The sequence below is a fragment of the Longimicrobiaceae bacterium genome, from assembly GCA_035936415.1.
Lineage (GTDB): Bacteria > Gemmatimonadota > Gemmatimonadetes > Longimicrobiales > Longimicrobiaceae > JAFAYN01.
Map to the genome: position 1 here is coordinate 1 of DASYWD010000033.1, position 14,452 is coordinate 14,452.

At 73.5% G+C, this 14,452-nt stretch carries 14 protein-coding genes; 7 read left to right on the forward strand and 7 right to left on the reverse strand.

Annotated features, from left to right (window positions below; translation table 11 throughout):
• Positions 1–1,177: serine hydrolase (locus VGR37_01300; protein ID HEV2146031.1), on the forward strand; the 1,177-nt coding region annotated here is incomplete at its 5' end.
• Here the strand turns inward: VGR37_01300 and VGR37_01305 are convergent.
• Complete coding sequence (locus VGR37_01305) at positions 1,171–1,686, reverse strand: adenine phosphoribosyltransferase (protein HEV2146032.1); 516 nt, start codon at positions 1,684–1,686, stop codon at positions 1,171–1,173. The genes VGR37_01300 and VGR37_01305 overlap by 7 nt on opposite strands.
• A gap of 154 nt (positions 1,687–1,840) precedes the next feature.
• Between VGR37_01305 and VGR37_01310 the strand changes: the two genes are divergently transcribed.
• On the forward strand, positions 1,841–2,101 hold the full coding sequence (locus VGR37_01310) for a hypothetical protein (GenBank protein ID HEV2146033.1): 261 nt from the start codon (positions 1,841–1,843) through the stop codon (positions 2,099–2,101).
• A 60-nt stretch (positions 2,102–2,161) separates the two neighbouring features.
• Here VGR37_01310 and VGR37_01315 read toward each other — a convergent pair whose 3' ends face one another.
• On the reverse strand, positions 2,162–3,160 hold the full coding sequence (locus VGR37_01315) for a rod shape-determining protein (protein HEV2146034.1): 999 nt from the start codon (positions 3,158–3,160) through the stop codon (positions 2,162–2,164).
• Positions 3,161–3,377: 217 nt separating this feature from the next.
• Between VGR37_01315 and apaG the strand changes: the two genes are divergently transcribed.
• A complete protein-coding gene (gene apaG / locus VGR37_01320; GenBank protein HEV2146035.1) occupies positions 3,378–3,755 on the forward strand; it encodes a Co2+/Mg2+ efflux protein ApaG in 378 nt (125 codons plus the stop codon).
• Positions 3,756–3,850: 95 nt separating this feature from the next.
• Here the strand turns inward: apaG and VGR37_01325 are convergent, their stop codons facing one another.
• Both VGR37_01325 and VGR37_01330 read right to left on the reverse strand, forming a co-directional pair.
• Positions 3,851–4,672, reverse strand: a complete 822-nt coding sequence (locus VGR37_01325) for a pentapeptide repeat-containing protein (GenBank protein HEV2146036.1) — start codon at positions 4,670–4,672, stop codon at positions 3,851–3,853.
• A 211-nt stretch (positions 4,673–4,883) separates the two neighbouring features.
• Positions 4,884–5,954 carry an OsmC family peroxiredoxin gene (locus tag VGR37_01330; GenBank protein HEV2146037.1) on the reverse strand — a complete coding sequence of 357 codons (1,071 nt, stop codon included), beginning with the start codon at positions 5,952–5,954 and terminating at the stop codon, positions 4,884–4,886.
• A 160-nt stretch (positions 5,955–6,114) separates the two neighbouring features.
• Between VGR37_01330 and VGR37_01335 the strand changes: the two genes are divergently transcribed.
• Positions 6,115–7,683: a serine hydrolase gene (locus VGR37_01335; GenBank protein ID HEV2146038.1), complete on the forward strand. Its 1,569-nt coding sequence runs from the start codon at positions 6,115–6,117 to the stop codon at positions 7,681–7,683.
• 58 nt (positions 7,684–7,741) lie between these two features.
• On the opposite strand, the gene VGR37_01340 is transcribed toward VGR37_01335, so the two are convergent.
• Together VGR37_01340 and VGR37_01345 are read right to left on the reverse strand one after the other, a co-directional pair.
• A complete protein-coding gene (locus tag VGR37_01340) occupies positions 7,742–8,185 on the reverse strand; it encodes an MOSC domain-containing protein (GenBank protein ID HEV2146039.1) in 444 nt (147 codons plus the stop codon).
• Positions 8,182–8,385, reverse strand: coding sequence for a hypothetical protein (locus VGR37_01345; protein HEV2146040.1), 204 nt, complete (start codon positions 8,383–8,385; stop codon positions 8,182–8,184). The genes VGR37_01340 and VGR37_01345 overlap by 4 nt, the downstream gene beginning before the upstream one ends.
• 51 nt (positions 8,386–8,436) lie before the next feature.
• Between VGR37_01345 and VGR37_01350 the strand changes: the two genes are divergently transcribed.
• The 3 genes from VGR37_01350 to VGR37_01360 all read left to right on the forward strand — a co-directional run bounded on the left by VGR37_01350 (position 8,437) and on the right by VGR37_01360 (position 12,882).
• On the forward strand, positions 8,437–10,371 hold the full coding sequence (locus VGR37_01350) for an ABC-F family ATP-binding cassette domain-containing protein (protein HEV2146041.1): 1,935 nt from the start codon (positions 8,437–8,439) through the stop codon (positions 10,369–10,371).
• Positions 10,372–10,598: 227 nt separating this feature from the next.
• A complete protein-coding gene (locus tag VGR37_01355) occupies positions 10,599–11,831 on the forward strand; it encodes a serine hydrolase domain-containing protein (protein HEV2146042.1) in 1,233 nt (410 codons plus the stop codon).
• Positions 11,832–11,973: 142 nt separating this feature from the next.
• Positions 11,974–12,882, forward strand: a complete 909-nt coding sequence (locus VGR37_01360; protein HEV2146043.1) for a mechanosensitive ion channel domain-containing protein — start codon at positions 11,974–11,976, stop codon at positions 12,880–12,882.
• A gap of 232 nt (positions 12,883–13,114) precedes the next feature.
• Here the strand turns inward: VGR37_01360 and VGR37_01365 are convergent.
• Positions 13,115–14,452, reverse strand: a 1,338-nt coding sequence (locus VGR37_01365; protein ID HEV2146044.1) for a putative glycoside hydrolase, incomplete at its 5' end; no start/stop codon positions are given.

Sequence of the window (14,452 nt, forward strand, 5' to 3'; positions counted from 1 at the left end):
GATCCGCGCCGCGGTGGAGGCGGGGACCATCCCCGGCGCGGCGCTGGCGGTGGGCCGCAGGGGCGGGCTGGTGCGGCTGCGGGGGTACGGGCGGACGGGCGGCGGCGGGGGGGCGGTGGACGCAACCGAGACGCTGTACGACGTCGCCTCGCTCACCAAGGTGGCCGCGACCACGGCCGCGGTGATGGCGCTGGCGGACGAGGGACGGCTCCGCCTGGACGCGCCGGTGCGCCGCTACCTCCCCGGCTTCACCGGGAAGTGGAAGGGGAGCGTGACGGTGCGCCAGCTCCTGACGCACACCGCGGGGCTCCCCGCGGGCGAGTGGCTGTACGGCAGCACCCGCTCCCCCGAGACCGCGCTGCGCCGCTCCATGCGCGCCCCGCTGGTGCGCCCCCCGGGACAGGCGATGGTGTACAGCGACTTCGGCTTCATCCTCCTGGGCGCCCTGGTGGAGGCGGCGGCCGGGGAGCCGCTGGACCGGTACCTCGCCCGCCGGGTGTACGCGCCCCTGGGGATGGAGTCCACCCTCTTCATCCCGCCCGACGTGCTCCGCCCGGTGACGGTCCCCACGGCGCAGCGCTCCGAGCGGGAGTACACGCTGGCCGGGACGGTGCACGACGCCAACGCCTTCCGCCTGGGCGGGGTCGCGGGGCACGCTGGCCTCTTCTCCACCGCGGCCGACCTGGCCGTGTTCGCGCAGACGCTGCTGAACGGTGGGAGCTACGGCACGCACCGGGTCTACTCGCCGGAGACGGTGCGCGGCTTCACCGCGGCGCGCGCCCGACCGGGGAACCGCGCCCTGGGATGGGACGTCCCCGCGCAGCGCAGCTCCGCCGGAAGCTACTTCTCCACGCGCTCGTACGGCCACACCGGCTTCACCGGCACCTCGCTCTGGATCGACCCGGAGCGCGACCTGTTCGTGGTGCTGCTCACCAACCGCACCTACGACAACGCCTCGCCGCGCGCGATGCTGGAGCTGCGCGAGCGGGTGCACGACGCCGTCGCGCGCTCCATCGGCGACGCGACGGTCCGCCCGCGCCCGGGGAGCCCCGCCGCCATCGAGGAAGAGCGGAAGGCCAGGGCCGAGCGGGAGCGCATCCGGCGGCAGAAGCAGCGTCCCAAGCCCCGGCCGCGGCCGGGGCGGCGGCGGGGTGACGGGGCGGGCGGGGCTCAGTAGCGGATCAGCGACAGCACCTCGTAGCCCTCCAGCGCCCTGCGTCCCTCCAGGAACTCCAGCTCGATCACGAACGCACATGCGGCCACCGTCGCGCCGAGCGCCTCCACCAGGTGCGCGCCGGCACGGGCCGTGCCGCCGGTGGCGAGCAGGTCGTCCACCACCAGCACCCGCTCCCCCGGCCGCACCGCGTCGGCGTGCATCTCCAGGACGCTGGTCCCGTACTCCAGCGCGTACTCGCGGCTCACCTTGTCGTGCGGCAGCCGCCCCGGCTTGCGGATGGGGACGAAGCCCACGCCCAGCGCCATCGCCACGGGCGCGCCGAAGACGAACCCGCGCGACTCGATCCCCGCCACCGCGTCGATCCCGGCCTCCCGGTACTCCGCCGCGAAGCGGTCCACCACCTCGCGCAGCCCCCCGGGGTCGCGCAGGAGCGGGGTCACGTCGCGGAAGAGGATCCCGGGGATGGGGAAGTCGGGGATGTCGCGGACCAGCTCTCTCAGGTGCTCCACGGGCGGAGGCTCCGGCTCGGGGGGACGCGGCGTCGGGACGGCGGACAAGATAGGCCGCGCCCCCCGGCCCTGCCACCGGCACGGTCGTTGCGCGGGCATGACGGGCCCGAGCCCCGTGCGGGGCAGGCACTTACCGACGGACTGGAGGGATCACATGGGCGGCAAGCAGATGGAAGGGAACAACGAGCAGCGGCGCCAGGCGGCCCGGGAGGCGCGCGAAGAGGGGAAGCAGCCGAGCGAGGTGGGGCGCACGCTGGGGGCGAGCAAGCAGCGCACCGAGGCGGACGACAGCATGAGCCACCAGGAGCGGCTGGACCTCAAGCGCGAGGGCAAGAACTCCGGCGTCGAGGCCCCGGAGGCGCGGCCGGGGAGCCGCGACCCGGACACCGCGGACCGCGACGAGCCCCGCCTCTGAGCACGGAAGGGGTCCGGGACGCTCCCGGACCCCTCCGTCTTCCGGCCGCCGGCGCCCCCGCTATTCGGAAAGGACGCCGCGGTAGGCGTTCCAGTCGTCCAGCACCATCCCGGCACCGCGGACCACGCAGGTGAGCGGCTCGTCGTCCACGTGGATGTGGAGGCTGGTGTCCTGCTGGAGGACGCGGTCCAGCCCGCGTAGCTGCGCTCCGCCGCCGGTCATGACGATCCCCTCGTCCACGATGTCGGAGGCCAGCTCGGGCGGGGTCACCTCCAGCGCCCGCCGGACCGCCCCCACGATGGCCTGGATCGGCTCCTGGATGCACTCCCGGATCTCGTCCGAGTGGATGCGGATGGTCTTGGGGATGCCGGAGATCAGGTCGCGCCCGTTGACGTCCATCTCCCGCGGCTCCACGGTGGGCGAGGCGGAGCCCACCTGGATCTTGATGGCCTCCGCGGTGGCCTCGCCCACCAGCAGGTTGTAGCCCTTCCGCATGAAGGCGACGATCGCCTCGTCCATCTCGTTGCCGCCCACGCGGATGGAGGCGTCGGCGACGATCCCCGACAGGGCGATGACGCCGATCTCGCTGGTCCCCCCGCCGATGTTCACCACCATGCTCCCCCGGGGCGAGGTGACGGGGAGCCCCACGCCGATCGCGGCGGCCATCGGCTCGGAGAGGAGGTACACCGACTTCGCGCCCGCCTGGGAGACGGCGGTGCGGACGGCGCGGCGCTCCATCTCGGTGATCCCGGAGGGGACGCCCACCACCACGCGCGGCCTGGCGCGGAAGAGGCCGCGGGGGAGGATCGTCTGGAGGAAGTGGCGGAGCATCAGCTCGGCCATGTCCACGTCGGCGATGACGCCGTCGCGCATGGGGCGGATGGCGACCGTCCCTTCCGGCGTGCGGCCGAGCATGCGCTTCGCTTCCAGCCCGATGGCGCGCACCCGGCGGGTGCGGCGCTCCACGGCCACCACGGAGGGCTCGTTCATGACGATCCCCTGGCCCTTGACCTGGATCAGGGTGTTGGCGGTTCCCAGGTCGATCGCGATGTCGGCCACTCGTGCTTCCCCGCTGAGGTTCCCCGCGCGCTCCCCGCCCGGGGGCGGGGGGTCGGACACCGGCGCCGCCCGGGGGTTCCCGCCCGGCTACGCCGCGAGCCGGAAATGTATCCCGCGCCGCCGCCGGGGGACAGTGCGGGCGCCGCACTTGCACTCCGGCGCCCCGCGATAGATGTTTGCGGGACACCTCCCACGCGAACCCGGACCCGGAGCCGCCATGTTCCACCGCACGACGGAGGGGATGCGGATCACCGCCCAGCCGTACTTTCTCCGCGACCACTCGGACCCGGAGGAGGAGCGGTACGTGTTCGCGTACCACGTCCGCATCGAGAACACCGGCGACGCGCCGGCGCAGCTCCTCTGGCGGCACTGGTACATCCACGACCCGGTGGGCGGCGACACGGAGGTGGAGGGTGAGGGCGTGGTGGGTGAGATGCCGCTGATCGGCCCGGGAGAGGCGCACGAGTACCAGAGCTTCTGCATGCTGCAGGGCCCCTCCGGCCACATGGACGGCTACTACGAGTTCCGCCGCCCGGACGGATCTAGGTTCCGCGCGGCGATCCCGCGCTTCCTGTTCCGGGTGTACGAGGCGTAGGGGCCCGCTGCGCGGGGAGTGCGAAGTGCGAGGTGCGAAACGGCGCCCCCGCCGGGAGATCCCGGTGGGGGCGCCGTCTGCTTGGGGAGCGGGGGTTAGGCCTGCGCGTGGTTGCGGCAGACGGAGAAGTCCACGCCTTCGAGGTCGGCGCCGTCCAGGACGGCGGCGTCCAGGTCCGCGCGGTCCAGGTTGGCGCCGCGGAGGTCCGCGCCGCGGAGCACCGCGCCCGACAGCTCCGCCTCGGTGAAGTCCGCGCCGCTCAGGTCCGCCCCCTCCAGCACCGCCCCCGACAGGTTGGCGCGGGCGAGCTTCGCCCCCGAGAGGCGCGCGCCGCGGGCGGTCACCCTGGAGAGGTCGGCGGTGCGGAGGTCGGCGCCGGAGAAGTCCGCCTCGTCGGCCTCGGCGTGGCGCAGGTTGGCGCCGTCCAGGTTGGCCCCGGCGAGCGTCGCCCGCCGCAGGTCCGCCTTGTGGAGGGTGGCCTCGTAGAGCGAGGCCCCGCTGAGGTCGGCGCCGGTGAGGTCGGCGCGGGTCAGCTCCACCCCCAGGAGGTCGGCCCCGGCCAGCTTCGCGCCGGAGAACCGGGCGGGCCGGGTGGAGCCCGACCCGATGCAGGAGGCGTCCCGCAGGGAGGCCCCGCGGAGGTCCGCCTCCGAGAAGTCGGCGCCGCACAGGTCGGCCGCGGTCAGGTCGGCGTCGTGGAGGTCCGCCCCCGCCAGCTTCGCCCCGCAGAGCTTCGCCCCGTGCAGGTCCACCCCGCTCAGGTCCATCCCCCCGAGCTGGGCGCCGCTCAGGTCCAGTCCCGCCAGGCTGCGGCCGCCGTCCCCCCGCAGCCGCTCCTCCACGGCCTCGCGCGAGAGGCCGCCGGGGGCGGCGACGGCACCGCCGTCTTCGGCTCCGCGACCGAAAATCCGCTTCATGAGCTCCATGCGACCCTCCCTGGACGGGGGCTGGCGAGCTGCCGCGCTCCGGGCCCGGCCAGGGCGGGGCCTGTACGGCGGCGGGGACCTGCGTCGACCGGCGCCGCACGAACCGTTCCCCTGTTCCCCTACAGGGCGACCCGGACCGGGACCGCCTCCCCGGACCGGGACCGCCTCCCCGGCCCGGGCCGCCCCGGCTGTACCGGTCCGGCTACTCCAGCTCGGCGTCGACCTCGATCCGTACGCCGGCCAGGGCGCGCGACACGGGGCAGCCGTTCTGGGCGTCCTTCGTGTCCCGCGCGAGCTTCTGGAAGGTCTCGGCGTCCACCCCCGGGACGCGGGCGCGCACCTTCAGCCGGATCCCGGTGATGGTGAAGCCCTCGCCCTGCTTCTCCACGGTGCAGGCGGCCTCGGTGCGGACGCGCTCGGGCGGGGTCCCGTTCTTCTCCAGCCCCGCGGAAAGGGCCATGCTGTAGCACGAGGCCTCGGCGGCCGCGAGCAGCTCCTCGGGGTTGGTCCCCCCCCGCTCGCCCGCGAAGCGTGTGGCGACGGTGTAGCTCCCGCCGACCTTCCCGCTCTCCCCCTCGAAGCTCCCGGAACCTTCCTTGAGGCCGCCCTCCCAGGTCGCACTGGCGTTGCTCGTCGGCATGTCCTCTCCTCCCTGCGTGGATCGTGGTTCGCGAAGGCCGGCGGGCGGCCCGGCTGGGCCCCCGCGCCCGCGGTGCAGCGCCCGCCAGTCCTCCTGCAGTATGGCCCAGCGCTCGTGGTCGCGCCAGCGCCCGCCGATCTTCAGGTATCGGCGCGAAAGCCCTTCGCGGGTGAAGCCGAGCCGGCGCACCAGCGCGATGGAGGCGCCGTTCCCCGGCTGGACGTTGGCTTCCACCCGGTGCAGCCGCAGCGGCCCGAAGGCGTGCCGCAGCACCAGGTCCACCCCCTCGGTCATGTACCCCCGCCCAGCGAAGGGGGCCCCCACCTGGTAGCCCAGGTAGCAGCTCCGGAAGTTGCCGCGGAAGATCTGGCTCAGGTTGGCGGAGCCCACGATCGCCCCGTCCTCGCGGCGGCAGACGAAGAAGCCCGCGTAGTCGTCGCGCGTGCAGCGCTCCACGTAAACGGCGAACTGGTCGAGCCGGGTCATCCGCGCCGTCCGCCCGCGGTAGAGAGCGGCGCTCATGCGGTTGAGCGCCAGCCACTCCTCGCAGTCCTCCAGCCGCGGCGCGCGGACGAAGACGCGGGAGCCGGTCTGCAGCGCCCCGGGGGCGCCGGTCGTGGGGCGCGGGCTCATGGCGGCGGGAGGCGCATGCAAGATCCGGGGAACGGCGCGGGGCCGGCCCCCGAAGGAGACCGGCCGTATGCGTTGCCCGGAGCGCGCCCGGCGCCCTATTCTTCACGGCCACCCGGCCGTTCCATGCCCCGGCTCCGCCTCCCGCAACCCGTACCACCCGATGAGCAGACGCACCCGCACCGGCCGCCGCCTCGCCCTCGCGGCGGCGCTCACGCTGATCGCAACCTCGCTCCCCGCGCAGGTGGCGCCCCCGCCGGGCCTGGACCAGGAAGTCGCCCGCGCGCTGCGGGAGTTCTCGGTCCCGGGGCTCGCCATCGGGATCGTCAAGGACGGAGAGGTGGTCCTCCTGGAGGGCTACGGCGTCCGCCGGATGGGCGACACGGCGAGCGTCACGCCGCGGACGCTCTTCCAGATCGCCTCCAACACCAAGGCGTTCACCAGCGCCGCGCTGGCGATGCTGGTGGACTCCGGGAAGGTGTCGTGGGACGACCGGGTGATCGAGCACCTCCCCTGGTTCCGCCTGCACGACCCGTACGTCACCCACGAGCTGACGATCCGCGACCTGCTCTCTCACCGGAGCGGGCTGGGGCTGGGCGGCGGCGACCTGACGTGGTACCGCTCCACCTACCAGCCGCGCGAGGTGCTGGAGCGCATCCGCGCCCTCCCCCCGACGAGCAGCTTCCGGACGACCTACGCCTACCAGAACATCCCCTTCCTGGCCGCCGGCGAGGTGGTCCCCGCGGTGACGGGGCAGCCGTGGGACGACTTCGTCCGGCAGCGGATCCTGCAGCCGCTGGGGATGACCTCCACCCTCGCCCTCGCGCGCGACCTGCCGCAGGGGGGCGACGTGGCCTTCCCGCACTCCGCCTTCCAGGGCGAGCTGCGCGTGGTGCCGCGCGACAACATGGACAACGCCGCCCCGGCCGGGTCGCTGGTCAGCAACGCCGCGGACCTCGCGAAGTGGATGGTCGTGCAGCTCGACTCGGGGCGCGTGGACGGGACCCGGCGGCTGTGGAGCCCGCAGCGGACGCGGGAGATGTGGAGCGGGCAGACGGTGCTCCCCATCGGCGGGGCGGCCCCGGGGCTGGAGGCGTACGTCCCCAACTTCTCCGAGATCGGCCTGGGCTGGTTCCTGCGCGACTACCGCGGACACAAGCTGCTCACGCACACCGGCGGGCTGGCGGGGATGACCTCGCGCACCCTGCTGGTGCCGGACCGGAAGCTGGGCATCGTCATCCTCACCAACGCCGAGAGCTCGGCGCACACCGCGCTCGCCTGGTGGATCCTGGACCGCTACCTGGGCGCCCCGCAGACCGACTGGACCGCCGCCTTCGTCGCCTCCGCCCGCCGCGGCCGGGAGCGCGCCGCCGAGGTGGAGCGGCAGGCCGCCGCCGCGCGCGTCCGCAACACCCGCCCGTCGGTGGCGCTGGAGCGCTACGCCGGCCCGTACGCCGACCCGCTGTACGGCAATGCGACCCTCGCGCGGGAGAACGGGCGCCTCGTGCTTCGCTTCGGCGCGTCCCCGGCCTTCGTCGCCGACCTGGAGCACTGGCACCACGACACCTTCGTGGCCCGCTGGCGCGAGCGGACCATCCCCGACGCCTGGGTCACCTTCACGCTCGACCCGCGCGGCGCCGTGTCCGCCTTCACCATGGAGGCGGTATCGCCACTCGCCGACTTCAGCTTCGACTATCAGAACCTCCGCTTCGTCCCCGTGCGGACGAACTGAGACGGCGAGGGGGCGACCGCCCGCGGCGGCCCGCCCCCTGCCCCTCCTCTCCGCCGCCCTACTCCTCCTCCCAGGCGGCCGGGTCCCCCACCCGCATCGTCCCGGAGTCCAGCACCTCCGCGAAGGCGCCGCCGCCCCACGCCGGGTACATCGCCGCCTTGAGGCCGGGGAGCACCTCGTCCATCCGCTCGCAGGGCTTTGTCTCCCCCCGGATCCGCACCCGGATCCCGCCGATGCGCAGGATCCGCCCGCGCGTCCCCTCCAGCCGGATCCCGCGCAGCATCAGGTTCGCCCGCCGGGCCGAGGGGGGCGCGCTCCCGCCCAGGCGCTCCATCAGCGCGCTCCAGACCTCCTCCTCGATCAGCGTCACCTGCCGGCGCCGGCCCTGATCGGCGTTCCCCACGATCCCCCGGCCCGCCACCAGCTCCGCCGCGTCCACGGGGTCCATCGGCCCGCGGTGCGCCCGCTTGATCCAGATCGCCGCCAGCTCGACCTGGCTCATCCGACCTCCCCCGCCGGCCCCTCGTACAGACCGAAGCGCCGCCGGACCTCCGCGACGGGCATGCTGTGTCCCCTATCGCTGTCTGCAAGCCCCGCCTCGATGGCTCTGCGCGCGTGGACCGTGCGCAGGACATCGTCCCAGGTCGCGTGCTCCGGCAGTCGACCAACGAGTCGGCGTGCTTCCTCTCTGATGTCGTTCACGTGTCTTGGCTCCTTGCTCCTCCCCCCGCGGCGGGGCGATATTCCCCGGCTATGGCTACACCTGTACTGACCGTCCAGAACCTGCACAAGTCCTTCGGCACCCGCGTGGTGTTCGACGGGGTCTCCTTCGCCGTCGACGAGGGCGAGAAGGTCGGCTTCGTCGGGGCCAACGGCTCCGGGAAGTCCACCCTCTTCAAGATCGTGGCCGGGATCGAGGGGCACGAGGGGGGCACCCTCGCCTTCCGGCGCGACGCGCGCGTGGGCTACCTGGCGCAGGAGCCGGAGTTCGCCGAGGGCGACACCATCCTCCGCGCCGCGGCCGCCGGGCAGCCGGAGCTGCAGGACGCCATGGCCGCGTACCACGACGTCGCCGGGCAGCTCGCCCGCGGGGAGGGCGACCTGGAGCGCCTCCTGGCGCGGCAGGGCGAGGCCGCCGCGCGGATCGACGCGCTGGGCGGGTGGGACTACGAGCACCGCATGGAGGCCATCCTCACCCGGCTGGGGGTGGACCGCTGGGAGCGGCCCGTGGAAGGGCTCAGCGGCGGGGAGCGGAAGCGCGTCGCCCTGGCGCGCGTCCTCCTCCAGGAGCCCGAGCTGCTCCTGCTGGACGAGCCCACCAACCACCTGGACGCCGACACCACGGCGTGGCTTGAGGAGCACCTGCAGGGGTACCCCGGCGCGGTCATGCTCATCACCCACGACCGCTACTTCCTGGACCGGGTGGTCAGCCGGATGATCGAGGTCTCCGTCGGCGAGCTGACGCCGTACCCCGGCGGCTACACCGAGTACCTGGAGGCCCGCGCCGAGCGCATGGAGCGCCTCTCCACCGAGGAGGAGAAGCGGAAGAAGCTGATCGCCCAGGAGCTGGCCTGGGTACGGCGCTCCCCCTCGGCACGCACCGGGAAGCAGCAGGCCCGCATCAACCGCCTGGACGACCTGCAGAAGGAGCAGGCCGACAAGCGCCTTCCCGCGCGTGACACCGTGGAGATGAGCGCGGGCGCCGTCCCGCACCTGGGGCGCACCGTGCTCAACCTGCACGGTGTCTCCAAGCGCTTCGGCGAGCACGTGCTGATCCGCGACTTCAGCACCATGCTCCAGGCCGGCGAGCGCATCGGGATCATCGGCCCCAACGGCGCCGGGAAGACCACGCTGCTCCGCATCATCATGGGCGAGGAGCAGCCGGACGCGGGCGAGGTGGAGGTGGGGAAGAACACCCGCATCGCCTACTTCGACCAGCGCCGGGAGGACCTGGACCCGAACGCCAGCATCTACGAGGCGGTGGCCGACCAGGACTGGGTGACGGTGGGCGGCGAGCGGACCCACCTGCGCAGCTACCTGGAGACCTTCCTCTTCTCCCCCGCGCAGCAGCGGCAGGTGGTACGCTCCCTTTCCGGCGGCGAGCGCAACCGGGTGCTCCTGGCCCGGCTCCTCCTGCAGGACGCCAACCTGCTCATCCTGGACGAGCCCACCAACGACCTGGACCTGCTCACCCTGCAGGTGCTGGAGTCGCTCCTGGCCGACTACAAGGGGTGCGTCCTGCTGGTGACGCACGACCGCTTCTTCCTGGACAAGGTCGCCACCGGGCTGATCGTCTTCGAGGGGAACGGCGCGCTCCGGCGCCACGCCGGCGGGTACGACCTGTACCGCCGGCTCCGGGCGCAGCGCGAGGCGGAGGAGGCCGCCGCCCGCCCCGCCGAGCGCGGCAGGGCCCCCGTTCAGGGCAGCCGGCCCGCGCGGAAGGAGGGAGGCCCCCGCAAGCTCTCCTACCGCGAGCAGCAGGAGCTGCAGGGGATGGAGGAGGCCATCCTGGAGGCCGAGGCGCGCAAGGAGGAGCTGGGCGCCCGCCTGGCCGACCCCGCGCTGTACGCCGGCCCCTCCGACGAGGTGGCGCGCGTCACCGCCGACTTCCGCGACGCGAGCGAGCGCGTGGACGCGCTCTACGCCCGCTGGGAGGAGCTGGAGGGGATCCGCTCCGGCGCCGCCTGAGCGGGCCGCGCCCCCGTGCAGCTCGCACGGGGGCGCCGCGTCCCGCAACGGGAGCGCCGCCGCTCCCAACGCGCCGAAAACCGCAAGACGTTCGTCGCCAACGCCTTCCCGAGGAATGCTGCCGCGGGCCCGGAAATTGTCGTTGACAGGGCCGCGGCCGCGCACCAGCTTGTGACTACCGCCTCTCTCACCGCCGTCGCCGTTCCCCGTAGCACAAAGCCCCGACCATGCTCCTCCCGCTGCTCCTTTCCGCGGCGGCGTCCCTGCACGCCGCCCCCGGCCCCGCCGACTCCGTCCGCCTCGTCCTCGCCGCCGGCCGCCCGGCCGCCGAGGTCGCCGTCCTCGACGCCACTCACGAGCTGACGAGCGCGACCGGCGCCGGGCTCAGCCTCACCACGCTGCTGCGCGCCGAGATCGCCATCGCCGAGGAGGTCCGCCGCGGCGCCTTCCCCGGCGCGGCGCTCGCCGTGGGGCGGCGCGGGCAGGTGGTGGTGGAGCGCGGGATCGGGATGACCGGCTGGACCGCGGCCGACGTCCCGGTGGACCCGGACCGCACCGTCTACGACCTGGCCTCGCTCACCAAGGTGGTGGCGACCACCACCGCGCTGATGCTGCTGGTGGAGGACGGCAAGGTGGAGCTGGACGCACCCGTGGCGCGCTACCTCCCGGAGTTCTCCGGCGGGGCCAAGGACCGGGTGACCATGCGCGACCTGCTCGCCCACACCTCCGGGCTCCCGGCCTGGGCGCAGATCCACGGGAGCACCCCGGACGAGGCGCTGGGGCGCGCGGTCCGCACCCCGCTGCAGTCCGCTCCGGGGACGCGGGTGGAGTACTCGGACGTGGGCTTCGTGGTGCTCTTCGCCGCGGCGGAGCGGGCGGCGGGCGAGCCGCTCTTCCGGCTGCTGGACCGGCGCGTGTACGGCCCGCTGAAGATGCGCTACACCACCTACGCCGCGGGCGCCGGGTGCACCATCTGCGCCTCCACCGCGCGCCGCCAGGGCGACGCGTTCCAGGGGAAGGTGCACGACCCCATCGCCCGGCAGCTCGGCGGGATCGCGGGGAACGCGGGGCTCTTCTCCACCGTGCACGACCTGGCCCGCTTCGCCGCCATGCTGGCGAACGAGGGCGAGCTGGACGGCGTACGGGTGCTGAAGGCGGAGACGATCCGCACCTTCGCGCAGCGGCAGGTGGGGACCCGCGCCCTCGGGTGGGAGTCGCCCAGCCGCAGCGGCGGCGGGGCCGCGGGGCTGCGCATCTCCCCCAACGCGTACGGGCACACCGGCTTCACCGGGACCTCCATCTGGATCGATCCGGACCGCGGCACCTGGGCGGTGATCCTCGCCAACCGCACCTACGACACACAGGGGAACAACCGGATGCAGACGCTCCGCCGCACGGTGAACAACTGGGTGGCCGAGGCGGCCGACGCGGGCGCCCCGGCGTACGGCGGCGACAACTGAGCCGCGGCTGATCGGCGAACAGCGAGGGGGACCGGAGCGATCCGGTCCCCCTCGCCGCGTTCGGGCGCTCGGTTGCGGGCGCCGGGAGCGCCGCCTACGTTCCGCCCGGAGCGCCGTTCACCTCACCCCAGCCCCGCAGCGCATGTTCCAGGAGCGGTCCCTGCCGGAAGACGCAACCAAGCGGATCGGCCAGATCCAGGAGGAGCTCGGCCGCACCTTCCAGGTCGAGAACGAGCTCTTCCGCATCGGCGGGACCCCGGTCACCATCGCCTCGCTGATCAGCTTCTTCGTCTTCCTGGCGCTGGCGTTCCTCGTGTCCGGCCTCCTGCAGCGGGCCCTCGGGCGGGTCTACCGCCGGCGCGGCCTCGACGAGGGAGTGCAGTACGCGCTGAACCGGCTGCTGCACTACGGCATCATCGCGCTGGGTCTCTTCCTGGCGCTCGACAACCTGGGCATCTCCATCACGGCGCTCGCCGGCCTCGGCGCCATCCTGGCGGTCGGCATCGGCTTCGGCCTGCAGAACATCGCCCAGAATTTCGTGAGCGGGCTGATCCTCCTCCTGGAGCGGCCGGTGAAGAAGGGGGACTTCGTGGAGGTGGGCCGGACCCGGGGAACGGTGCGGGAGATCCACGCCCGGGCGACGGTGGTGACCACGCTGGACAACGTGGACATCCTGGTCCCCAACGGGCAGTTCATCACGGAGCCGGTGATCAACTCCACCTTCGGCGACCGGCGGGTGCGCATCGCGGTGAAGGTGGGCGTCGCCTACGGGAGCGACACCCAGAAGGTGAAATCCGTGCTGGAGCGCGTCGCGTCCGAGCACCCCGGCGTCCTGAAGGAGCCGCACCCGCTGGTGCGCTTCGACGACTTCGGTGAGTCGTCGCTGGACTTCACGCTCCTCGTCTGGCTCAACAGCCCCCGCACCGAGCCCATCGTCGCCAGCGACCTGCGCTTCGCCATCGACCGCGGCTTTCGCGAGAGCGGGATCGAGATCCCCTTCCCGCAGCGCGACCTGCACCTGCGGAGCGGCTGGAACGAGCTGAAAGGCTGAACGGCTACGGTCTGGGCGTGTCCCCCGCTGGCGCGGGGGCCGGGCTGCGGCGCCGTAGGACGAGATACTACCTCGTCCAACGGCGGCGAGACCCGCAAACTGCGCGGGTCTCGCCTCTTCGGGCTCGCATCCCTCACGCAACGGCGCCCCCACCGAGAGATCCCGGTGGGGGCGCCGTTTGCCGTACTCCCCTCCCCCTTGCCGGGAGGGGCCGTGGGAGGGGGTCCGCCGCTCAGGGCGACTTCTGCCCCCCGGCCGCGGGGACGCCGCTGGCGGTCGGCGCGGCTTCGGCGGGGGCGTTCTGGCCCGGCTTCACCGCGGCGTCCGGCTCCTCGCGCCCGGTCCGGGCGGCGCGGGCCGCCTCCGGGTCGGTCACGTCGCCGCGGGCCTGCTCGGCGGCCTTGCGGCGGGCCTCGGCCACACCCTGCCGCTCGAAGCGCTCCACCACCGACTTCACCTCCGGGGGCGGGGTGTACTCCGCCTTCTTCCGTGACTGCGTGGTCCGCTCCAGGCCGGCCAGGATCGGCTCGTACTTGGAGCCGGGGTGCCAGAGGACCCAGTCGTCGAACCCCACGTCGTACACCCCCTGCTTCTGCTGGCGGAGCTGCTGGGGCCCGTAGTCCTGGTGGTTGCGGCCCAGCCAGGTGGCGGTGAAGGCCTGCAGCCAGGGGATCACGCGCGCCGGCCGCACCCCGTCCCGCTCCATGGCGTCGTTCCGGAGCCGCGCCATCCCCGCGGACTTGTAGAGCACCTCGTACGGCATCAGGTCCGGCTTGGGCACGCCCGGGAGGTGCGTGGGGAGGTAGTGCGACGGGTACATCATGGGGAGGATGTGGTCCGCGATGGCGGAGAGCGTCTCCCACTGCTGCCCGATGTTGACGTCGCGCGGGTCGTTGGGCGACAGGCCGAACACGTCGGCGGTCACCGTGGCCCCGTGCGGGTGGATCCGCCGCTTCGCCTCGTTCAGGAAGGCGGCGATGGCGTCGGTGCGGTCGCCCTTCGCGCGGGGGTGCACCTGCGGCGGGAGGCTCTTGTACGGCTCCGCGAAGCGGACGTAGTCGAACTGGATCTCGTCGAAGCCGGCCTTCGCGGCCTCCTCGGCGATGTCCAGGTTGTAGTCCCACACCCGCTCGTCCCAGGGGCTCACCCAGGTGTTCCCCGCCTTGTCCGCCCACAGCCCCCCGCCGGGCTTCTGCACCGACCAGTCCGGCTTCGCCTTGGAGAGGATCGGGTCCTTGAAGACGACGATCCGGGCGATGGTGTAGATGTCGTGCGCCTTCAGCGAGTCCACGAACGTCTTCAGGTCCTTCAGCGTGTTCTCGCCCTGCTGCTGGAGCTCGGTGGCGAGCGGGGTCTGGCTCGTGTAGTGGATCCCGCGCTCCGTCTTGACGTCCACCACGAAGGTGTTGATCTCCGTGCTGTCCGCGATGGCGAGCAGCTTGGGGAGCCGCGTGCGCGAGCCGGCGGCGTACGCGTTCAGGTACAGCCCCCGGATCTGCTCCGGGGCCTCCTCGCGCGGGGAGCGCGCGGCGGGCTGCGCGGGCGCGGCGCTCGCGGCGGTGTCCGCGGG

Coding starts and splice junctions, on each gene's coding strand:
- VGR37_01310 (HEV2146033.1), top strand. CDS start 1,841: ATGGGCGGCAAGCAGATGGAAGGGAACAACGAGCAGCGGCGCCAGGCG.
- apaG (HEV2146035.1), top strand. CDS start 3,378: ATGTTCCACCGCACGACGGAGGGGATGCGGATCACCGCCCAGCCGTAC.
- VGR37_01325 (HEV2146036.1), bottom strand. CDS start 4,672: ATGAAGCGGATTTTCGGTCGCGGAGCCGAAGACGGCGGTGCCGTCGCC.
- VGR37_01330 (HEV2146037.1), bottom strand. CDS start 5,954: ATGAGCCCGCGCCCCACGACCGGCGCCCCCGGGGCGCTGCAGACCGGC.
- VGR37_01335 (HEV2146038.1), top strand. CDS start 6,115: ATGAGCAGACGCACCCGCACCGGCCGCCGCCTCGCCCTCGCGGCGGCG.
- VGR37_01340 (HEV2146039.1), bottom strand. CDS start 8,185: ATGAGCCAGGTCGAGCTGGCGGCGATCTGGATCAAGCGGGCGCACCGC.
- VGR37_01350 (HEV2146041.1), top strand. CDS start 8,437: ATGGCTACACCTGTACTGACCGTCCAGAACCTGCACAAGTCCTTCGGC.
- VGR37_01355 (HEV2146042.1), top strand. CDS start 10,599: ATGCTCCTCCCGCTGCTCCTTTCCGCGGCGGCGTCCCTGCACGCCGCC.
- VGR37_01360 (HEV2146043.1), top strand. CDS start 11,974: ATGTTCCAGGAGCGGTCCCTGCCGGAAGACGCAACCAAGCGGATCGGC.